Here is a 20,640-nt window from a genome sequence, read left to right on the forward strand (position 1 = left end):
TTTCTAATGGAGCGTTCGCGTTATTGCCGTGCCCCGAGCGCCACGGCATCGTCGGCCGGTGACACCGGCATCGGCTCACCGAGTACATCTGGATCGACGACGGCAAGGAGTTGGTCGGTGGTGCGGGTGTCGATCCACGTTGCCGCGATGTCGTAACCGTGGTCGAAGAGCTCCTCCGGTGAACGCGTCGGGGACCGCAGCGCCGACCCATATGGCAGTTCGGCGAAAATGGTTCGTGCGCAAAGGTTTTTGTCACGGAAAGGTCGTGTGCGGCGAGGGATCATCGGCAGTGACGAATGGGCCAATGGAAGAAGTAGCCCGCCGCGGCTGTAGTGCGGCTCAGGGCCGTAGAGGTCGAGAACGAGCGCGGGATGAGACTCGAACACCTCATACGGGACACGATGGTGTGTTCCGCCATCGAAGATGTGATCGAGCGCGGTGGCGGCAGGAAAGGCCCCCGGTATCCGTGTCGCCGCGACCAGCGCATCGGCGACGGGCATATCGGTCAAGCCCAGCTTCGGCAAATCCTGGGGAAGGAATAACGTGCCGTGCTCACCCGAGTAGACCGGAATGATCAACGAGGAAGCGATCCCCGACGGCTGCCGCCGAGCCAGGTTCGGTTCGAGCACGAAATCAGCGAAGGTCCGATCGCCGACAACCGCATGTGCGAGTTCGCGTAGGCGAGCATCGGGGTAGAGCGTGCGTTTGGTCAACATCGCGTGAAAGCTTCGGTTGCCGACTACTTCGCTTGCCGGATGATCGACGGCGATCTGACGCAGCCGCGTGCGACTCATTCCCAAAGCCGCGGCGGCGGCACCGACAGCCCCTCCGCTGACACCCAGTACGACTGGCTGAATAGGTGTCGCCCCTGTGACACCACGATCCGCCAGTATTTTCGCCCGCCTGGAATTCAAACTATCCACGGTGCCACTGACCATCCCCGCCATAAGAGCGAGGCTGCGTCCGGCGACACCGGCCAGAATGCGAACCGGCACCAGTTCCTCAATCAACAGACTATCCTTCTCGAAATCGAATCAGTTTGGATCACAAAGAATTTCGTAACGCAGGCGGTCATGCCTATCGACCCCGGCGATCGATCTCGCCGACGGCCACGAAATTCGATTTAAGGAGATCGCCCCCGCTGGTCGTTCTATTGTCGGCCGCCCGGCCGAAATACTCGCTGCGCCCTCCGCAGTCGCCCACATCGGAAATCTATGATTCCAGCGTCATTGATTTTGATATATTCGCAACACTTTTCTACCGGTGGTTCAGCACCGCGTGCCGTGCGTGCAGAATAGGCGGATAATCAGGACGGTCGGCGCAGGACGGTGGCACCGAGGAAGCGGCAGACCTGCAAAGCCAGCGCGATATCGAGTTTGTCATGTGGGGCGGTGCCGGCGCGGGTGGCCTCGATCGCCTTGGTGATGCGGTATTTGACGGTATTGCGGTGCAGAGTGAGGATTTGGGCAGTGCGCACATGGCTTTCGCTGACGGTGTAGTAGGTGCTGAGGGTGCGGCGCAGAGTGGCTGCCTGATCGGTGTCGACCGCCAGTTCACCCAGGACTTCACGGACCCATGCGCGGGTGGAGTCCAGGTCCTTGGCGAGCAAGGAGACGACGGCGACACCGGGATCGCCGAAGCCGATGACCATGTGCGAGGAATGGATCCCCGAAACACTGGCGACGAAGTATGCGGCAATGGCCTGTTGATGAGATCGGCGGAATCCGCCGAGTGCGTGTCCGGGCAGTCCGACCGTCAGTCGCACGCCGTCGGCGGGATCCACCATGGCGTGCAGTTCGGTGGTATCGATCACCGGGTGGCGGTGGCCGAACGGTAACCACGCCCACACTGTGTGGCGGTCGATGGCAGTGACCAGCGCCGGACCCTCGGCGTGCAGGCCACGGGCGAGCGTCCGCACCTGGGTGTCCAGGAGGTTCAGGGTGCTCGGTTGATCATGGCCGGAGCGCCACAGGATGAGAGCCAGATGGGTTTGGCCGAGCAGGTAGCCGGTCTCGGTCTCGAAGACACTTGTATCGACTGCGTCCGCGGACAGTACGGCATGCACAGTGGAGGAGTGCACGCTGCCGCGGGCGTTCATCCACCGGCTGCGCTCGGCCTCGTAGGCGTCCAAGACGTGCAGGGTGATCCAGTCGACGTAGGTGGAGACCAGCTCGGTGAGCCTCTTTACGACGGCGAGTGCGAGTGGCGCGGGCAGGTGGCGGCGATCGATCTCGTCGTGGCACAGACGCAGCAGGTCGTTCTGACCCATGTGATACGCACGTACCAGCGAATGGGGCGGAACTTCGCGCTGGGCGAGTCGTAATGCGTTTTCGACGGCCGCGGTGGCGGGCTGCAAATGGTCGACGGGAATATCGTTGACCAAGATATGGATGACGGTGGTGAAGTTGCCGTGCACACTGGTCTCGAGCATTTCCTCCAATTGAGGGTCGTTGTCGAGGTGGTCGATTTCTCGCGCGATCATGGCGCTCATCGCCTGGGTGATCTCCCGTTCCCGCGACTTCAGTGTGCTTGCGATGTCCGCTATCACCGCGGCCGCATCGTCCATGGTCGAGACCCGGGACAACTGGCGCTGATGGGGCGAGTTGGCAAAGGCGCTCATAGGCGCGCCCGCTGCGCGACTGGCGAACGATGGGTTGTCCGCCGATACCGCAATGCCGAACTTCGCTGGCTGGGGTGGATGACGGTCGGCAGCGTCAGCCAGTTGACCTTCAACATCGTGTCGGGGTATGCGGACAGCAGCGGCGAGCCATCGGGTCCGCCGCCGACGACGGCTGCGGTCACGTCCGCCGAACCTCGGTGGTCGAGGATGCGGGGTCGTGCATCGGGGGCTCCTGCGGATCGGTCTGGTTGCGGACCGGGTCGGTATGCGAGTCCAACACCCACTCCATGTCGAATGGGATGGGGCCGTTGGGCAATCAGGATTGCTCGGCGACCGCGTCGGCGACCCGGTAAGTCTCGATCGTTCCGAGTGCGGCGTCGATGAGCTTAATAGTGCCGGGACAGAAGTTCCCAGCCCTGGGAGTGCATGGCCAGGAAGCGGGGCGACCGACGGAAGATCTCCTGTGGTTGATCCCATATTCCTCCTCAGGAGACCGTGCCCACGAAAGTAATTCATGGAAAAGAAATTCGGACGGCGTCCGTGCCACCGAGACGGCCACCTCGAGTGGAGCCACGCAGGCCCCGAACCGCTCGGTGAACTCTCGCACGTCCCTGTCCGGGCATATACGGATCACCCGATTCGGAAGCGCGCCGCCGCGTGAAATGTTCAAAGGCCGCAGCCATGACCTCGACCATTTTCGACTTGCTATGGAGTACGAGGGTAATAAGCCTCTCCGAGGCCGGAAAGGTCCTGAGGGCACACACTTTCAGGCGGGCTTTGTGCTTTCTGCACATCCGCCGCCGGAATGGTGCGGTGTCGTCATGCCGAGTGCGCGGTCGAACGTGCGTGTCGATTGCGCTCGGGTCGGCGATGGCGCGGGGTCGGGGTGCAGAAAGTGCCCCAAGCTGTGGGGCCGGGTGTCACCAGAGCTGACTGAACACGCAGTCCCCGCCATCCGAGGACGACGGGAACCCGGTCGCCGCAACGTAATTCGGGTCAGATGCCGAGAACGAGCTTCGCGGTGGTGAAGTAGATGATGAGGCCGGTGGCGTCGACCAGGGTGGTGACCATCGGGGCCGAGACGACCGCCGGATCGATCCGGAATCGCTTGGCGAGCAATGGCATGGTGCCGCCGATGGTCGCGGCCCAGCCGCAGATGACGACCAGGGTGATGCCGACGACCAGGGCGGTGCCCGGATCGACGAACAGCGCGCCGATGGCGACGCCCGCGGTGGCCAGCATGGTGCCGAGCACCAGGCCGACGCGGCATTCGCGCCAGATCACCTTGAACAGGTCGGAGCCGCGCACCTCGCCGACGGCTAGTGCACGCACACATGCGGTCGCCGCCTGGGCGCCCGCATTCCCGCCCGCGCCGATGAGCAGCGGGATGAACAGCGCCAAGTGCGCCGCCTGCTGCAGGGTGCCCTCGAAGAAATCGGTGACGCTGACCGTCAAGGTGGCCGCGAACAGCAATAGCAGCAACCACAGTGCGCGGTAGCGGGCCAGCTGGAACACCTTGGCCGCCATGTAGTGGCCCTCCCACGGCGCCGAACCCGCCTGCTTGGCGACGTCCTCACTGTCGGCGGCCTCGATAACCTCTACGGCGTCATCGATGGTGAGCAGTCCGACCAGCCGGTCCTCGCTGTCGACGACCGGCAGGTTGATGACATTGGTTTCGCGCATCAGCCGCGCCGCCTTCTCGGCGGAGTCGGTCGCGCGCACGAATGTCGGCTCGGTGACGACCAGATCCGACACCATGGTCTCGGGACGGCTCAGCACCAGCTCACGCAGTTCGACAATCCCGGTGAGTCGGCGACCGGCGTCGACCACGGGCAGCGTGTAGACCGTTTCGGCATTGATGCCCTTGATCCGAACCGTCTGCAGTGCGTCGGGCACGCTCAGATTGCGCGGCAGCGCAACGACTTCCGGCGTCATATACAGCCCGACCGAACCCTCCGGATAGCCGAGCAACGAAGCGGTCATCCGGCGTTCGCGCGCGCTCAGTCCGGCCAGCACCTTCTTGGCGACCTTGGCCGGCGCCTCGCGCAGCATCCTGGCGCGGTCGTCGGGATCCATCGCCTCGACCAGATCGCGGAAGCTCTGATCGCGCAGCCCCTCCAGAATCTGTTGCTGGTCAACGGGTTCGAGCTCCTCGAAGACGGCGAGCGCCAAATCCTTGTCGAGGAGACGGAAGGCGACGCCCGCCTGGATGGCGTCCATGCGCGCGAGTTCGTCCGCTATGACATGCGGCTGCTGGTTGTCGAGCCAGTCGAGTGCGGCGTCGACACGATGGGTGTCCACGATGTCCTGCAGGGATGCGGACAGCGTCGGACGTGCTTCGATGAGATCGGTCTGCGACATGGGAGGTCCTCAGCACACGGCGAGTAGGCGAGTGAATCGAAAAACGAAGTCACACCGCGGGCACCAACCCCGGGACCGACAACTACCGGACGGTTTTACGAAGGGGCGGCGCCGCGCGGCCTTCGACTGGGAGGTTCGCTGCGCATTGCAACCCCACCTCCTCAACGCCGCCACAGGCCGTCACCACTGCGGATTTCTCGAATGCGCCGCCCGGATCGGGCGACCGCACAGCTTCCGGTTGAAGGATACATGCGGTGACCCGGGTGTTCACACTCGAATCGCGTGAAGACCGACGATATCTGGCTCGAATATGACCGGACCCACATCCGGTGTCAGGATGTCAAGGTGGCGCCGACGGCGATCTCGACATCGGGCCAGGTCGGCGTGTGCTCCACCCATTCTGGTACCGGCCCCTCCTGCACACCGAACAGATACAGATGCGGTACGAGATCGCGCAGGGCCTGATGCACCTCCAGGCGGTCGTCGATCATGTGCGTGATCCGCAATTCTGCGCAGTGCTTCGCCTTATCCGCCCTTGCCCGGCAGAACCGCACATTGCCCTTCGGCACGCCCGTCCGGTCGTAGAACTCGTGGTGGTCGAGCCACTGCAGGGTGCGCTCCTGAACCCGGGGCCCGCATTTCGAGATGACCCATGCCTGGCCGTCGAACCGACGCACCAACCGCGCCAATACCTCGAACGCGTCGGCACTCGGCGGTGATGCCAGCGCCTGCTCGATTCCCCCCGATAGAAATACGGTGTCCGCAGCGCCCGTCGCGAAGGCCGCACCCTGAATGACCCGGCCGAAGTCGATGCCGAGTCGCTGTTGTTTTCCTTTGTTCATCGACTTTCAGCATGACCCGGACCGCACCGCGCCGCCAGCGCAGCTTCCGGCCAGCAGGAGATTCGACGCAGACCGAGCCGAACTCTGCACCAATCATGGGAGGCCCGCGAAGATCGTTGCGGCTAGGTTCGATGAAAACATACGAAGGAGAGATCTGTGCGCTTCGGCATCTTCATTCCACAGGGGTGGCGGCTGGATTTGGTCGATATCGACCCGGCGGCGCAGTGGGGGGTGATGCGCGATCTCGCCCAGCGCGCGGATGCCGGAGATACCTGGGAATCGCTATGGGTGTACGACCACTTCCACACGGTGCCGGTGCCGACCGAGGAGGCGACGCACGAGGCGTGGACGCTGATGGCGGCGTTCGCGGCCACCACATCACGCATTCGGCTGGGGCAGATGTGTACCGCGATCAGCTACCGCAATCCGGCATATCTGGCCAAAGTCGCCGCGACCACAGATCTGATCTCCGGCGGCCGGGTCGAGATGGGTATCGGCGGCGGCTGGTACGAACATGAGTGGCGCGCTTACGGTTACGGGTTTCCGTCGGCGGGTGAGCGGCTCGGGCGGCTCGACGAGGGCGTGCAGATCTTCCGCCAAGCCTGGACCGAGGGCAAGGCCACACTGGACGGTAAGTACTACCAGGTCGACGGTGCGATCGTGCGGCCACTTCCATTGCAGGAGGGCGGCATTCCGATCTGGGTCGCGGGCGGTGGTGAGAAGAAGACGCTGCGAATCGCGGCAAAGTACGCCCAGTACACCAACTTCAGTGGCGCACCCGAGGAATTCACCCACAAGTCCGAGATCCTGCGCGCGCACTGCGCCGAGGTGGGGACCGATTTCGATGCCATCGTGCGCTCCTCGAACTTCAACGCGGTCATTGGATCCACCGAAGCCGAAGTAGAGCAACGCCTTTCGGCCCTGCAGGCCCGCTTGGCCACGGTGATCAGCGACGACCAGGCCAAATCCTTCGTCGACGGCATGCTCCGCACCTCCCCCGCCGTCGGCACCCCGGAACAGCTCACCGAGCGCCTGTCCGCCGTCCGTGACCTCGGCCTCGGCTACGCCATCTTCAACTTCCCCGAAGCCGCCTACGACACCAGCGGAATCGACCTCTTCGAACGCGAAATAGCCCCAGCCCTGCGGTAACTGCTCGAGGTCCGCAGGCGGCCGCGCCTGCGGACCTCGGACTTCCCACCACTGGGACCGCTGACACAATGATCGGCGATCAGCTCACGACACGATGACTCGGGAGATATCTGTGGTGCATGGCAATCCGGGCCGCTACGCAGACGCGCCGACGCCGCCTCCGGCTGTGCGGTCGCGGTTCGAACACGACCCGAACGGGTTACCGCGCTCTGTCGAACCGGTACGCAAACCCGAAGCGACAAAATACGATTCGATGTCGCTGAACGCCGGTCGGCCGTGCCCCGACGGCACCATCGAAGAGCCGAGATGGCCGATGCTCATCGCCTTCGCCATCGATCTGCTGCTGCACGCGGCCATCGGCGGCGCTGTCTGGCTCACGATCACCAAATACTCCCCAGACCCCGAGCAGGCCATCCCCCTGGCCGTAACCGCTGCCGTCGCAACATCTTTCGTGCACCGCACATTCATCCAGCGCATAACCGGCACAACCCTCGGCAAGGCCTTCTTCGGCCTACGCCTGCGCTACCCCGACAAAACCTTCCCCACCCTCTGGCAATTGATCAAACTCTGGTGCGTAGGCACCTTCACCGTCGTAGTAACTCCCCTCCAACTCTTCGGCTGAACCTTACGATGACCGGGCGCAAACAGGCCTGCGGCAACGGAATCCGTTGCCGCAGAGCCGCAAATCACAGCATGCAGGAGACGCAGCCCTCGACTTCGGTGCCCTCCAAAGCCATTTGGCGCAGGCGGATGTAGTAGAGGGTTTTGATGCCCTTGCGCCAGGCGTAGATCTGGGCGCGGTTGAGGTCGCGGGTGGTGGTGGTGTCCTTGAAGAAGAGGGTCAGCGACAGGCCCTGGTCCACGTGCTGGGTGGCGGCGGCGTAGGTGTCGATGATCTTCTCGTAGCCGATTTCGTAGGCGTCGTCGTAGTACTCGAGGTTGTCGTTGTCGAGGTAGGGCGCCGGGTAGTAGACGCGGCCGATCTTGCCTTCCTTGCGGATTTCGATCTTCGACGCCACCGGATGGATCGAGCTGGTGGAGTGGTTGATGTAGGAGATCGAGCCGGTCGGCGGGACGGCCTGCAGGTTCTGATTGTAGATGCCGTGCTCCATGACCGAGGCCTTCAGCTCACGCCAATCGTCCGGGGTCGGAATGTGCACGCCCGCATCGGCGAACAGCTGCGCGACCCGTTCGGTCTTCGGCTCCCACACCTGATCGGTGTACTTGTCGAAGTACTCACCGGAGGCGTACTTGGATTCGGGGAAGCCGCCGAAGTATGCGCCGCGCTCCTTCGCGATCAGGTTCGAGGCCCGAATCGCGTGGTACACCACGGTATAGAAGTAGATATTGGTGAAGTCGATACCCTCTTCGGACCCGTAGTGCACCCGCTCACGGGCCAAATACCCGTGCAGGTTCATCTGGCCGAGGCCGATCGCGTGAGATTCGTTGTTGCCCTGTTCGATCGAGGGCACCGAGTAGATATGCGTCTGATCCGATACCGCGGTCAGCGCCCGGATCGCCACCTCGATGGTGCGGGCGAAGTCCGGTGAATCCATCGTCTTGGCGATGTTCAACGAGCCGAGATTGCACGAAATGTCCTTGCCCACCTTGGCATAGGAAAGATCGTCGTTGAACAGCGACGGCGTCGATACCTGCAGGATCTCCGAGCACAGATTCGAGTGCGTGATCTTGCCCGCGATCGGATTGGCCCGGTTCACCGTGTCCTCGAACATGATGTACGGGTAGCCGGATTCGAACTGCAGCTCGGCAATGGTCTGGAAGAACTCGCGCGCCTTGATCTTCGACTTGCGGATGCGCTTGTCGTCGACCATCTCGTAGTACTTCTCGGTGACATTGATATCGGCGAACGGCACTCCGTAGATGCGCTCCACGTCGTACGGCGAGAAGAGGTACATATCCTCGTTCTTCTTCGCCAGTTCGAAGGTGATGTCCGGGATCACCACACCCAGGGACAGTGTCTTGATGCGGATCTTCTCGTCCGCGTTCTCCCGCTTGGTATCCAGGAACCGGTAGATGTCCGGGTGGTGCGCGTGCAGATACACCGCGCCCGCACCCTGCCGCGCACCGAGCTGGTTGGCGTAGGAGAACGAATCCTCGAGCAGCTTCATGATCGGGATGACACCCGAGCTCTGGTTCTCGATCTTCTTGATCGGCGCACCGTGCTCACGAATATTGGTGAGCAGCAGGGCGACTCCGCCACCGCGCTTGGACAGCTGCAGTGCCGAGTTGATGGAGCGCCCGATCGACTCCATGTTGTCCTCGATGCGCAGCAGGAAGCAAGACACCGGTTCGCCGCGCTGCTTCTTACCCGAGTTGAGGAAGGTCGGGGTGGCGGGCTGAAAGCGCCCGTCGATGATTTCGTCGACCAGCTTGCCCGCGAGCACCTCGTCACCGGCCGCCAGCGTCAGCGCCACCATGCAAACCCGGTCCTCGAACCGCTCCAGGTAGCGCTTACCGTCGAAGGTCTTGAGCGTGTAGGAGGTGTAGTACTTGAATGCGCCGAGGAAGGTCGGGAACCGGAACTTCTTGGCGTAGGCCTGTTTGAACAGCGTCTTGATGAACGCGCGGCTGTACTGCTCGAGAACCTCTGCCTCGTAATAGTTCTCGTCGACCAGGTAGTCCAGCTTCTCGTCCAGATTGTGGAAGAAGACGGTGTTCTGGTTGACGTGCTGCAGGAAGTACTGGTGCGCGGCCTCACGGTCCTTGTCGAACTGGATCTTGCCGTCGGCGCCGTATAGGTTCAGCATCGCGTTGAGGGCGTGGTAGTCCATGACCTCGCCCGCCTCGGCGGTACGGACCGGGGGCTGCTCTAAGCGAGCTGTTTTGCCGGTCGGTGCTGTTGTTGCTGTTGCCAAAACAATCCCAATCCCTCTCGGACGCGCTCGACGTCCTCAGCGGTTCCCATCAGTTCGAAGCGATACAGGTAGGGCACCCCGCACTTACGCGAGATCACCTCGCCCGCATAGCAATAGGTATCGCCGAAGTTCGTGTTGCCCGCCGCGACGACGCCGCGCAGCAGCGCACGGTTGTGCGGATCGTTGAGGAACTTGGCGACCTGCCGCGGCACGAAATCCTTATCGGATCTATTTCCCCCCAGTACGTGCCGACCGCCCCCGTAGGTGGGCACGATCAGCACGAATGGTTCGTCTACGCGCAGCGAGTCAGCGGTGTGCAGTGGTATGCGAGTCGCCGGGAGTCCCAGCTTCTCGACGAAGCGGTGCGTATTCTCCGAGGCGCTGGAGAAGTAGACCAGCGCTGTCCCTGTAGACATGGCTACCTCCTCCCCCTTCCATCGGATACACCGGAAAGCAGGATGCGATCAGGCCGCCACAGTCGCGAGCGACTTGATGCGGTCGGGCCGGAAGCCGGACCAGTGGTCCTCACCGGCGACGACGATCGGAGCCTGCAGGTAACCCAGCGCCATGACGTAGTCACGCGCCTCGTCGTTCTCGGAGATGTCGATGACTTCGTAGTCCACCCCGGCCTTGTCGAGCGCCTTGTAGGTGGCATTGCACTGGACGCAAGCGGGCTTGGTGTACACGGTGATGGTCATTGATGTCCCTCTCTCCTATGCCTGATCCACAGCCTGTGATCCGTATGCAGTGCTTCTGATCCGACTACGCTGCGCAAACTCCTGGATCCGTACCTGAAATCCCTGCTCAGCCGCTCGCGGCCGAAGCTGATCTCATCCCGTCTTCCAGTACCGAAGACACTACACCTAGTGGCCGACAGAGTCATAAAACACGACATGTTGCGAGTCACAAAGATGAAATTCCCAAGCGGTAAGTACCTGGACGCTCGATTCGCAACCCGACACAACAGTGGCGCAGATCACAATTTTGTACCGTAGCGCCCTTCCAGCAAACTTCTTTCGGCGAACGAAAAAAGGGCCGCCCCCGCACTCCACGGATGGAGCCGGGGCGACCCTGCCTGCAGGACTCGACGCTCAGGCGGACACCAGTTCGCCAGTCGCCTGAACCAGTTCGTGCACAGTCGCGCCGAGCTGCGTCAGCGCCTCGGCGTCGTCGCGCGGATGCGACTCGGCGAACCGCTCACCGAATCCGGCGAAGTGCAGGTGAGCATTCTCGACAACCCGGGCGCCCGCGACGCCGAGCGCCTTGACCACATCGCCGTGCGCCCACTTGGCCGCATTCGGGCTGATCGAACCACTGACCACCGCGACCGGCCGATCCTTGAGCGCGCCTGCGCCATACGGACGCGAGGCCCAGTCGATGGCGTTCTTCAGTACGGCGGGGATGCTGCCGTTGTATTCGGGCGTCATCAGGAGCAGGCCGTCGGATACGGCGACCGCGTCACGCAGCGCCTGCGCGGCGGCGGGTACGGAGCCGGGCACGTCGAGATCCTCGTTATAGAACGGGATATCGCCGAGGCCTTCGTAGATGGTGATCTCGACACCCTCCGGCGCGGTCCGCACCGCAGCCTCGGCGAGCCTGCGGTTGATCGATGCGACCCGAAGGCTGCCGACAAGAGTAAGGATCCGAGTCTGGGTCATGGCGTCTCCTGGTGTACTGAACGTGGTGTCCGAACTTCTGCCTACACTAACCGGACCATGGTCCGATTCCATTCCCGGGAGAACCGCGAGAGGCCTGTGAGCTACAGCACATCCATGCCGGACGGAATGATGCCCGAGCGACCGCTGCTCGGCGTCGGTGCGCCCCTGCCCGGAAATCACGAACGCGCCGATGCCGCGCGCAACCGCCAGCTACTCCTGGACGCGGCGCAGGAGATCGTGCGCGAACAAGGTGTGGACAGCCTGACGATGGACGCGCTCGCCAAGCGGGCTGGCGTCGGCAAGGGCACCGTCTTCCGACGGTTCGGCAGCAGGTCGGGGCTGCTGCGCGCGCTCTTGGACCACGCCGAGCGAAAGTTCCAGGAAGAGTTCATGTTCGGACCGCCGCCGATGGGGCCCGGCGCACCGGCGGTGGAGCGACTGGTCGCCTTCGGCCGGGCCCGGCTACTCGATATCGAGGTCGCGGGCGAACTGCATCGCGCTGCGGAAATCGGTGAGGCGGGCGACCGCTTCACCGGGCCGCCCTACGGACTGCTGCGCGCGCACGTGACGATGCTGCTGCGGCAGGCGCGGATCGACGGCGATGTCGTACTGGTCGCCGATGGTCTGCTCGGCCTGCTCGGCGCCGCATTGGTGATGCATCAGATGCATGTCCTCGGATACGACCGATGTCAGATCGGCGACAACTGGGAGGCGTTCGTTCGGCGGGTTGTCATCTCGGCGCGGCCAGTAGAGTGATGCGTCATGGGGAACCTGCGTGAACAGATCATCGCCGAGTTGGGCGTCCAATCGAATATCGAACCGAAGCTCGAAGTGCGGCGCCGGGTCGATTTCCTCAAGGACTATCTGAGCGCAAGTCCCGCACGAGGTTTCGTACTCGGCATCAGCGGTGGTCAGGACAGCGCGCTGACCGGACGACTGTGCCAGCTCGCCGTCGAGGAACTGCGTGCCGATGGCACTGATGCCGCCTTCGTCGCGGTGCGACTGCCCTACGGTGTGCAGGCCGACGAGGCCGATGCCCGGGTCGCGCTGCGGTTCATCCAGCCCGACCGCTCGGTGGTGGTCAATATCCGCCCCGGTGCCAATGCCGTTGCCGCCGAGGTGGCCTCGGCGCTGCAGACCGATAAGCTGCGCGATTTCGTGCGCGGCAATATCAAGGCCCGCGAACGCATGGTGACCCAGTACGCCATCGCCGGTCAGGAAAATATGCTCGTCGTCGGCACCGATCACGCGGCCGAGGCGGTCACCGGCTTCTTCACCAAATTCGGCGACGGCGGCGTCGACATCACGCCGCTGACCGGCCTCACCAAGCGCCAGGGCGCGGCGCTGCTGCAGGAACTCGGCGCACCGTCGAGCATCTGGTCCAAGGTGCCGACCGCTGATCTCGAGGACGATCGCCCGGCCCTGCCCGACGAGGAGGCGCTCGGCCTGCGCTACAGCGAGATCGATGACTATCTGGAGGGCCAGGACGTCACGCCGGAGGTCGCCCAGAAGCTCGAGACGATCTTCCTGAACACTCGCCACAAGCGCACCGTCCCGGTCACGCCGCTCGACACCTGGTGGCGCTGAGCCTCTTACTGGCAAAACTCCCGGCCTACTTCTGGTCCGCTTCCTCGATCAGCCTGCGGTGCAGTTCCTTGGTCATCTCGTGAATGGACTTCGTCAGCTCGAGATCGCTCTTGAGCTGCAACTCCTGTTCGGTGAAGTCGTGATCGGCCTTGATCTGCTGGAATTGCGCCTGCCGGTTCTGGCCGATCATCACGAAGGTCGACAGGAAGATCGCCTCCAGCGAGACCACCAATGTGAGGGTCGGCCACGGGCTCTGCTCCAACCACAACATCCAGACCGCGAACAACACCGCGTGGATGTACACGAACTGCATCGACCCGGCGAATCTGGTGATCTGATCGGCGAGCCGCAGCTGCAAGCTGGCCGCTCGCATCTCCCGCTGTTTCCGGACCGCAGGATGCAGCGACAACTTCGGCGGCTTGATCATAGGGTCGGCCTCCTCCAGTGGAGCAACGAAATGCGTTGGCGCGCCGATGCTAGCCCGCCCCACAGAGCCCACCGACCGTAGTCGAACGGTCGCGCTGAGAGCTTCCGCGAGCCACCACATGATTACCGTCGACAATCCGGCGCAGGACCAGCGCCGACGGTAGTCGAATGATGGTTGAGGGGGCGGTTGGGAGCAGCCGTATGAATACCGTCGGCGGCAATGGTTGTGTGCGGGATGCGCTGAGGAGTGGGGGTCAGCCGCCGGCGAAGGGGGGTAGGACGTCGACGCGCGGGGTCAGTGCGGCTGAGGGATCGCGGGTGAGTTCGTCGCCGACGAGGTAGGCACAGACGGCGAGCATCTTGTCGAGGTCGGGCCCGTAGCACTCGGCGAGGGTGGTGCGCAGGTCGGCGACGGTGGCGTCGTCCGGAAAGTCCAGGGTTTCCCGGTCCTTGCCGACGACATCGGCAATCGCGGCGAAGTAGCGGATCTCAACCACCGATGGCTCCCATCGTGCGTTCCGGCGGGACGAAATCCTCGGCATCGATCCCGTGTCCCGCCCATTTGTTCCACATGGCGCCGCGCCAGATGGTCGCGATCTCCTCGTCGTCTGCGCCCGTCCGCAGTGCTCGGCGCACATCGAATTCCTGATCGCTGAACAGACACGACCGCAGCATGCCGTCGGCGGTGAGCCTGGTCCGATCGCAGGTGTCGCAGAATTTGCGGGTCACCGTCGCGATGATGCCGACCGTCGCCGGACCGCCGTCGACGAGCCATTTCTCCGCCGGGGCGGCGGGATCCGACCGGCCGACCTCGGTCAGCGTGAACCGGGTACCGAGCACGTCGAGCAATTCGGCCGCGGTCACCATATTGGCGCGGGCCCATTCGTGATCGGCGTCCAGCGGCATCTCCTCGATGAACCGCAGTTCACAGCCCTCGTCCAGACACCAGCGCAGCAGATCCGGCGCACCGGCGAGGGTGTCGCCCATCAGTACGGCATTGACCTTCATCGGCGCCAGTCCGGCGTCCTTGGCCGCGCGGATGCCCGCGAAGACCGATTCGAGCCGATCACGGCGGGTCAAGCGGGCGAAGCCGAGCCGATCCACGGTATCCAGCGAGACATTCACCCGGCTCAGCCCGGCGGCCGCGAGACCGCGGGCCCGATGGGCGAGTCCGACACCATTGGTCGTCATGGACAGCGGTACCCCGGGCACCCGCTCGTGACAGCCCGCGACGATCCGCTCGAGATCGCGGCGTAGCAGCGGCTCACCGCCGGTGAACCTGACCTCACGCACCCCCAGTTCCCGCACCGCGAGCGTGACGAGTCGCACAATCTCCTCGACCGTCAGCAGTTCGTCCTGCGGAATCGCGGGCAGGCCCTCCTCGGGCATGCAGTAGGTACATCGCAGCGAACACTTCTCGGTGATCGATACGCGCAGATCGCGTGCGGTGCGCCCGAATCGATCAACCAGGTACGGCGTGTCGGGCCGTCCATCGAGTGAGGGCAGCCTGGACCGCACGGCGGGAATCCCCATCTCGACCAGCGTCACCAGTCCATTATGACCGGTCCGCACGCTGTGCCCATGGGCGGACCGCACCATCTCGAGCTCACAAACCCCGAGTTGAGCAGGTGAGCGTTCGTGCGATACGACAAGAGAACTCGCTACCGCTGGGCGATTAGGCTGGCCGTATGACCTCGCGTGCCGACACCTCCGGTGGCCACCGGCCCAGCCCGCCTGCCACCGCCCGGTCCGTCGACGCCTATCGGGACATCATCGAGGCGCTGCTGCGCCCGCTGGCCGCCCGCGCGGTCGAATCCGTCGCGGTACCGTCGGCGCTGGGCCGACAGCTGGCCGACGATATCCACGCGCCGGTCGACCTGCCGGTGTTCCGCAACTCGGCGATGGACGGCTACGCGGTGCGTGCCGAATCGGTGGTGGTCACTCCGGTGACGCTGCCGCTGGTCGGTGTGGTCGCTGCGGGGGCGGCCGGACAGACGCCGTTGCCGCCCGGCGCCGCGATGAAGGTGATGACCGGTGCGCCGATTCCGCCCGGCGCCGATTGTGTGGTGCCGGTGGAGGATGTGCACAGCGATAACGCGACGGTGACCGTCGAGCGGGGCCGCACCGCGGGTGAGTTCGTGCGCGAACCGGGCACCGATGTGCGCACCGGCGAGCTGCTGGCTCGCGCGGGCACCAGGCTGGCACCCCGCCACATTGCCGCGCTGGCAGCGGTCGGACTGCCGAATGTGCCGGTATTCCAACCTATTCGGGCGGCAGTCATCACCACCGGTGACGAATTGGTTGCCGCCGGAACACCATTGCGCCCCGGCCAGATCTACAACTCCAACGGCATCGCGCTCGCGGCCGCGCTCAGCGCCAACGGCGTCAGCGTCGTGTCGGTGGAGCACAGCACCGACGATCCGGCGAAGTTCCGCGCATTGCTTTCTACCGCAACGAAATTCGCCGATATCGTCTTCACCTCCGGCGGGGTGTCCAAGGGCGACTTCGAGGTGGTCAAGGATGTATTGCAACCGCTGGGTGGTGAATTCGGCTCCATCGCGGTGCAACCCGGTGGGCCGCAAGGGCTTACCGTCGTCAACGGCGTGCCGGTGCTGAGCTTTCCCGGGAATCCGGTGAGCACCATGGTGTCGTTCGAGGTGTTCGCGCGGCCGATGCTGCGCCATATCGCGGGCCTGCCCGAGGTGGAGATCTACGAAGTACCGCTGCGCAATGCGGTGCGCTCCCCCGAGGGACGACGCCAATTCCTGCGCGGTCAACTGGTACGCGACGACGCCGCGGCGCCCGGATTGCATCGCAGGCCGACGGCCGTCGAGGTCGCCTCCGGACCCGGTTCGCATCTCATCGCGGCCATGGCGTGGGCGGATGTATTGATCGATGTGCCCGCCGAGGTCACCTCGCTGCCGGTCGGCGCACCTGTGCGAGTGTGGTCGCTATGAGTGAGTTGTCCCATGTCGACCGGGAAGGTCGCGCCCGCATGGTCGATGTGAGCGCGAAGTCCGACACCACTCGGATCGCGGTCGCGGCCGGTGAGCTGCGGACCACCGCCGAAGTGGTCGCGCTGGTGCGGGCCGACGATATGCCGAAGGCCGATGTGCTCTCGACCGCGCGAATCGCCGGTATCGCGGGTGCGAAGAAAACCTCCGAACTCATTCCGCTGTGCCATCAGCTGGCCTTGTCCTCGGTGAAGGTCGAATTCGGCTTCACCGAAGACACCATCACAATCGAGGCGAGCGCGAAAACCAAGGGCCCCACCGGCGTCGAGATGGAAGCGCTGACCGCGGTGGCGGTGGCCGGGCTCACCCTGCACGACATGGTCAAGGCGGTCGACCCGGCCGCGACGCTCAACGGCGTCCGGCTGCTCACCAAAGAGGGTGGCAAACACGGACATTGGGAGCGGCCCGCAGAGCAGGCCCCCGTGGACCTCCCCACACTGGCCGACGAACCCGAGCCCACGGAAGACATTTCGCCGGAACAGATCTCGGAATCCGATCAGCGCTCCGCCGTCGTCCTGGTCGCCTCCACCAGAGCCGCATGCGGCACCCGGGTCGACACCACAGGCCCCGTACTCGCGGAATGGCTTGGCGGACTCGGCTTCTCGGTGCGCGGCCCGCTGATCTACGCCGACGCCGAAATCGACATCGGCTTGGCCGACGCCCTGAGGTTCGAGCCGTCGCTGGTGATCAGCACCGGCGGCACCGGCGCCTCCCCCACCGATGCGACGCCCGAGGCGACGCTGGCCGTCCTGGATCGCGAATTACCCGGTGTCGCAGAGGCGATTCGGCAACGCGGCACCGCGAAATTCCCACTGGCCGCGCTCAGTCGCGGCGTGGCCGGACTGGCGGGCCGATCGGTGGTGGTGAATCTGCCCGGCTCCCACGGCGGCGTCAAAGACGGTATGGCGGTACTCGAGCCGCTGCTGGATCATCTGCTCGCGCAAGTAGCCGGAGGCGGCAACCATGACAACAAGTGAATTCGCGGCCGTACACCTGGCCGGTATCAGCGATCAGCCACTGGATCCGGCGGCGGTCGAGGCGGCGGTGACCGGACCGGAGCACGGCGCCGTAGTGGTTTTCACCGGCAAGGTACGCAATCACGATGGCGGACAAGCAGTTTCCGCTCTGGAATATTCGGCGCATCCGGAAGCCGAACGGTTCCTGCGAAATTGCTGTGCGGAACTCGCCGATCGGTCCGGACTCCCGGTCGCGGCCATTCACCGAATCGGTCAGTTGACCGTCGGCGATCTCGCGATCGTCGTCGCGGTCGCCGCCCCGCACCGCGCCGAAGCATTCACCGCCTGTGCGGAATTGGTGGATCGGATCAAACACGAGGTGCCGATCTGGAAGCGCCAGCTCTTCGCCGACGGACTGTCGGAATGGGTGAACGCCTGCGGGTAAAGCCCCATTGCCTGTGAATAACCGCGACGCGAGCGCCTGCTGTTGTTACCCGAAACAACACTGTGACGCGAATTCAGTGACGATTCAATAGGCGCGGGATAGCGTTCTCCCGCACGAGGTACGTCGATCCGCGGTAGTAGGGGGCGCATTGGGAACCGATCAGGTACTGCTGCACAGATTCGTCATCTCGCAGCTCACGGATGCCGGGCTGGATCGCGATCGGCTGATCCGCGAAACCGGCCTACCCGAATGGACCATGGTCGGCGAGGACGTACACCTGCCCAGTCACACCTTCTCGCGACTCTGGGAACTGGGCGAACACGGGCTCCGCGATCCGAATGTCGCGTTGCACGTGGCCAGCCGCTACAAACTCAACAGTTTCGGCCTCTACGACTACCTATTCGCCACCGCGCCGACACTAGGGGCGGGCCTGGCGACCTGCGGTCCCTATGTCTCCGCGGTGACCACCAATCATCGCTTCGAACTGGTCGCCGAGAACGAGCACGAGGTCACGCTCTACCTCGACATGATCAATGGCGAGGGCCGCGGCCGCGACCTCACCCAGGTGTGGGGCCTGGCGGCGGTGCTCAGCAGGGCACGGCGTGTGGTCCGGATCCCGCTAGTCCCGTTGCGGGTGGCATTGCGGCAGCAGGCACCCGCAAAATTCGACACCTTTGTCGAGGTATTCGGCACTCCCGCCATCGAATTCGGCGCACCGGTCGATGCGATGACCTTCCGCGCCAGCGATATGAATCTGCCGCTGGCCAGCAGCGATCCGGTACTGGCTGCCGTGCTGCAGCCGCTCGCCGATGCCCTGCCGCCACCGCCACCTCTGGCGACCGCATGGCCGGATCGAGTAGCGACCGCGCTGGCCGAGGCATTGACCGATGGTGCGGTATCGCTGGATCGGGTGGCCCGCCGACTCGCCACCAGCCCGCGGACGCTACAGCGGCGGTTGATGGAGGCGGGCACCACCTGGCGGATGGAATTGGAGCGGGCGCGCAATGCCCGGCTCGCGCAGGCGAGCGCCGAAGGCGCGGTGCTGAGCCGCACACACCAAGCCGAACTGCTCGGATATTCGGATGTGGGTTCGATGCGGCGGGCAACCCGCCGTCGATCCATGACCCAGCTCATGTACCGATCGGAACTACCGGCCTGATCCGCCGCATCCCCTACCGTCACGCCGGGCCCGTCAGACCTTCAGGAAGGTCGCCGCGATGCGCCAGAAGGTCGCATCCTCGATAACGCGAAAATCCCAGCTGTCGGCAATATCTCGGGAGGCGGCGACGATGGCGGGCACGTCGAAATCGTCACGCGTCGCGGTGCCCTTGGCCTCCAGCGCGGCGACCACGTACGCGGTAGCACTCTCCCAGGTCTCTGACACGGAACTCTCCAATCGGTCGTAGAGACAAATACGGTCGATCACGGTTCTTGGTCGAACCGACACCGCGCGCGCCACGTTCGCTCCGTTGCGCACATGCCGCGCGCGGCGGGGCAATGTGTCAGTTCTATGTCCGTGCGATCGCCGCGCCAAGTACCGAACGCGCCAGCTTCGAGCAGAACGCGCCAACTTTTCCCGGCGTCAGTGCGGGGTGTAGCGCCAGATGCCGAGCATGGCCTGCTGGTCCAGCGGTTCGGCGGCGGTGTGCACGGTATCGTGCAGCCGCGCCAGTGCCGTGTCGGCGGGCAGACCCGCACCGATCAGCACCAATCGGGTCGTGCGCGATTCGCCGCGCGACCAGGAGTCCGGTTCGAAGACGATGTGACGACCGACCATGTGCAGCACGAACTTGCGGCGTTCGGCGGCGACCCCGAAGGCGGCGAAACCCTTGGCACGGAACAGGCCGGGCGGCGGATCCTCGAGGAATTCGACCAGGCGGCGCGGATCCAATTCCCGGTCGCTGGTGAAGGACACGCTGGTGTAGTCGTCGTGTAGATGCCGGTGCAGCCCGTAGCGACTGCTTGCAGGTCGCTCGAAAAGATCAGCATGGTCATGGTGGTCGTGGTCGTAGAGGAGTTCGTCGAAGCTCAATTGTTCGGCGACCCGCGGGATTTCCCGCAGTGGCTCGTCGAAGAGCAGGCCGGGGTCGATGCGGCCACGGGTGGTCGCGTATACCGGCACCTGCCCGATCAGCCCGGTGATCTCCTGCCGCAACCCGTCCAGCCGATCCCGCGGCACCCGATCGGCCTTGTTGAGCACCACCAGATCCGCCAGCCGCAGATGGGTGGCGAGTTCGGGATGACGCTCGCGACTGTCCGGGAACTGCTCGGCATCGACCACCTCGACCAGACCGCCATAGCGGATGCGCGGATTCTCGCTGCCGACCACCATCCGAATCAGATTGCGCGGTTCGGCCAGTCCACTGGCCTCGACCACGATCACGTCGATCTTGGCACGCGGCTGCGCGAGTTTGGTGAACAAGTCGTCGAGTTCGCCGACGTCCACCGCACAGCAGACGCACCCGTTGCCGAGCGACACCATCGCATCGACCTGCCCGGCCACCAGCATGGAATCAATATTGATGGCCCCGAAGTCGTTGACCACCACCCCGATCCGCGTGCCCCGGTTATTGCGCAGCAGATGATTGAGCAGCGTCGTCTTCCCGGACCCCAAGAACCCGGCGACGATCAAGACAGGAATCCGCTCGGCCACCCGGCTGAGTCTATTGGCAGCGCCTGCGGCGTTGGGTGTTCGCGGCCCCCGGG

22 protein-coding genes and 1 pseudogene are annotated in these 20,640 nt (G+C 64.3%); 8 read left to right on the forward strand and 15 right to left on the reverse strand.

The features are described from left to right. Window positions 1-20: 20 nt before the first annotated feature. The 6 genes and pseudogenes from OIE68_RS22545 to OIE68_RS22565 form a co-directional block, all read right to left on the reverse strand. On the reverse strand, window positions 21-947 hold the full coding sequence (locus OIE68_RS22545) for a patatin-like phospholipase family protein (RefSeq protein ID WP_327101761.1): 927 nt from the start codon (window positions 945-947) through the stop codon (window positions 21-23). A gap of 359 nt (window positions 948-1,306) precedes the next feature. Beyond that, the gene (locus OIE68_RS22550; protein ID WP_327101322.1) at window positions 1,307-2,620 is read right to left on the reverse strand and encodes a PucR family transcriptional regulator; all 1,314 of its coding nucleotides are present in this window, start codon (window positions 2,618-2,620) and stop codon (window positions 1,307-1,309) included. After that, window positions 2,617-2,802: a hypothetical protein gene (locus OIE68_RS22555; protein ID WP_327101323.1), complete on the reverse strand. Its 186-nt coding sequence runs from the start codon at window positions 2,800-2,802 to the stop codon at window positions 2,617-2,619. The genes OIE68_RS22550 and OIE68_RS22555 overlap by 4 nt, the downstream gene beginning before the upstream one ends. After that, a pseudogene (locus tag OIE68_RS47120) lies at window positions 2,799-3,008 on the reverse strand (DUF3556 domain-containing protein); the annotation flags it as partial. The pseudogene OIE68_RS47120 and the gene OIE68_RS22555, both read right to left, overlap by 4 nt. 608 nt (window positions 3,009-3,616) lie before the next feature. Continuing rightward, window positions 3,617-4,981, reverse strand: a complete 1,365-nt coding sequence (gene mgtE, locus OIE68_RS22560) for a magnesium transporter (protein ID WP_327101324.1) — start codon at window positions 4,979-4,981, stop codon at window positions 3,617-3,619. A 332-nt stretch (window positions 4,982-5,313) separates the two neighbouring features. Next, the gene (locus OIE68_RS22565) at window positions 5,314-5,823 is read right to left on the reverse strand and encodes a hypothetical protein (protein ID WP_327101325.1); all 510 of its coding nucleotides are present in this window, start codon (window positions 5,821-5,823) and stop codon (window positions 5,314-5,316) included. A gap of 156 nt (window positions 5,824-5,979) precedes the next feature. Here OIE68_RS22565 and OIE68_RS22570 point away from each other — a divergent pair, with 156 nt between their 5' ends. Both OIE68_RS22570 and OIE68_RS22575 read left to right on the forward strand, forming a co-directional pair. Beyond that, window positions 5,980-6,972, forward strand: coding sequence for an LLM class F420-dependent oxidoreductase (locus OIE68_RS22570; RefSeq protein WP_327101326.1), 993 nt, complete (start codon window positions 5,980-5,982; stop codon window positions 6,970-6,972). Between the two features lie 253 nt (window positions 6,973-7,225). Then, window positions 7,226-7,594: an RDD family protein gene (locus OIE68_RS22575; protein WP_327101327.1), complete on the forward strand. Its 369-nt coding sequence runs from the start codon at window positions 7,226-7,228 to the stop codon at window positions 7,592-7,594. A 64-nt stretch (window positions 7,595-7,658) separates the two neighbouring features. Here OIE68_RS22575 and nrdE read toward each other — a convergent pair whose 3' ends face one another. The 4 genes from nrdE to OIE68_RS22595 all read right to left on the reverse strand — a co-directional run bounded on the left by nrdE (window position 7,659) and on the right by OIE68_RS22595 (window position 11,506). Continuing rightward, a complete protein-coding gene (gene nrdE / locus OIE68_RS22580) occupies window positions 7,659-9,764 on the reverse strand; it encodes a class 1b ribonucleoside-diphosphate reductase subunit alpha (protein WP_327101328.1) in 2,106 nt (701 codons plus the stop codon). A gap of 38 nt (window positions 9,765-9,802) precedes the next feature. Further along, window positions 9,803-10,264, reverse strand: coding sequence for a class Ib ribonucleoside-diphosphate reductase assembly flavoprotein NrdI (gene nrdI, locus OIE68_RS22585; RefSeq protein ID WP_327101329.1), 462 nt, complete (start codon window positions 10,262-10,264; stop codon window positions 9,803-9,805). Between the two features lie 48 nt (window positions 10,265-10,312). Then, a complete protein-coding gene (gene nrdH / locus OIE68_RS22590; RefSeq protein WP_327101330.1) occupies window positions 10,313-10,546 on the reverse strand; it encodes a glutaredoxin-like protein NrdH in 234 nt (77 codons plus the stop codon). 393 nt (window positions 10,547-10,939) lie between these two features. Beyond that, complete coding sequence (locus OIE68_RS22595) at window positions 10,940-11,506, reverse strand: NAD(P)H-dependent oxidoreductase (protein ID WP_327101331.1); 567 nt, start codon at window positions 11,504-11,506, stop codon at window positions 10,940-10,942. Between the two features lie 129 nt (window positions 11,507-11,635). Between OIE68_RS22595 and OIE68_RS22600 the strand changes: the two genes are divergently transcribed. Both OIE68_RS22600 and nadE read left to right on the forward strand, forming a co-directional pair. After that, window positions 11,636-12,262, forward strand: coding sequence for a TetR/AcrR family transcriptional regulator (locus tag OIE68_RS22600; RefSeq protein WP_040693974.1), 627 nt, complete (start codon window positions 11,636-11,638; stop codon window positions 12,260-12,262). Between the two features lie 6 nt (window positions 12,263-12,268). Then, the gene (nadE, locus tag OIE68_RS22605) at window positions 12,269-13,093 is read left to right on the forward strand and encodes an ammonia-dependent NAD(+) synthetase (protein WP_327101332.1); all 825 of its coding nucleotides are present in this window, start codon (window positions 12,269-12,271) and stop codon (window positions 13,091-13,093) included. A 25-nt stretch (window positions 13,094-13,118) separates the two neighbouring features. Here the strand turns inward: nadE and OIE68_RS22610 are convergent, their stop codons facing one another. From OIE68_RS22610 to moaA, 3 genes are all read right to left on the reverse strand, one after another. Continuing rightward, a complete protein-coding gene (locus OIE68_RS22610; RefSeq protein WP_327101333.1) occupies window positions 13,119-13,520 on the reverse strand; it encodes a DUF1003 domain-containing protein in 402 nt (133 codons plus the stop codon). A gap of 253 nt (window positions 13,521-13,773) precedes the next feature. Next, window positions 13,774-14,016, reverse strand: a complete 243-nt coding sequence (locus OIE68_RS22615; RefSeq protein ID WP_327101334.1) for a MoaD/ThiS family protein — start codon at window positions 14,014-14,016, stop codon at window positions 13,774-13,776. Then, the gene (gene moaA / locus OIE68_RS22620) at window positions 14,009-15,052 is read right to left on the reverse strand and encodes a GTP 3',8-cyclase MoaA (RefSeq protein WP_419150785.1); all 1,044 of its coding nucleotides are present in this window, start codon (window positions 15,050-15,052) and stop codon (window positions 14,009-14,011) included. The genes OIE68_RS22615 and moaA overlap by 8 nt, the downstream gene beginning before the upstream one ends. 155 nt (window positions 15,053-15,207) lie before the next feature. Between moaA and glp the strand changes: the two genes are divergently transcribed. The 4 genes from glp (at window position 15,208) to OIE68_RS22640 (ending at window position 19,093) form a co-directional block, all read left to right on the forward strand. Beyond that, window positions 15,208-16,476 (forward strand): gephyrin-like molybdotransferase Glp, encoded by a 1,269-nt coding sequence (glp, locus tag OIE68_RS22625; protein WP_327101336.1) that lies wholly within the window; start codon window positions 15,208-15,210, stop codon window positions 16,474-16,476. Then, window positions 16,473-17,510: a bifunctional molybdenum cofactor biosynthesis protein MoaC/MoaB gene (gene moaCB, locus OIE68_RS22630; protein WP_327101337.1), complete on the forward strand. Its 1,038-nt coding sequence runs from the start codon at window positions 16,473-16,475 to the stop codon at window positions 17,508-17,510. Before glp ends, moaCB begins: the two co-directional genes overlap by 4 nt. Continuing rightward, window positions 17,497-17,934, forward strand: a complete 438-nt coding sequence (locus OIE68_RS22635; protein ID WP_327101338.1) for a molybdenum cofactor biosynthesis protein MoaE — start codon at window positions 17,497-17,499, stop codon at window positions 17,932-17,934. Before moaCB ends, OIE68_RS22635 begins: the two co-directional genes overlap by 14 nt. 148 nt (window positions 17,935-18,082) lie before the next feature. Then, window positions 18,083-19,093, forward strand: a complete 1,011-nt coding sequence (locus tag OIE68_RS22640; RefSeq protein WP_327101339.1) for an AraC family transcriptional regulator — start codon at window positions 18,083-18,085, stop codon at window positions 19,091-19,093. A gap of 33 nt (window positions 19,094-19,126) precedes the next feature. On the opposite strand, the gene OIE68_RS22645 is transcribed toward OIE68_RS22640, so the two are convergent. Then, window positions 19,127-19,318 (reverse strand): hypothetical protein, encoded by a 192-nt coding sequence (locus OIE68_RS22645; RefSeq protein WP_040693978.1) that lies wholly within the window; start codon window positions 19,316-19,318, stop codon window positions 19,127-19,129. A 198-nt stretch (window positions 19,319-19,516) separates the two neighbouring features. After that, entirely contained in the window at window positions 19,517-20,587 is a 1,071-nt protein-coding gene (locus tag OIE68_RS22650) for a CobW family GTP-binding protein (protein WP_327101340.1), read from the reverse strand. Window positions 20,588-20,640: the final 53 nt, after the last annotated feature.

Source organism: Nocardia vinacea, from assembly GCF_035920345.1.
In the GTDB taxonomy this organism is placed as follows: domain Bacteria; phylum Actinomycetota; class Actinomycetes; order Mycobacteriales; family Mycobacteriaceae; genus Nocardia; species Nocardia vinacea_A.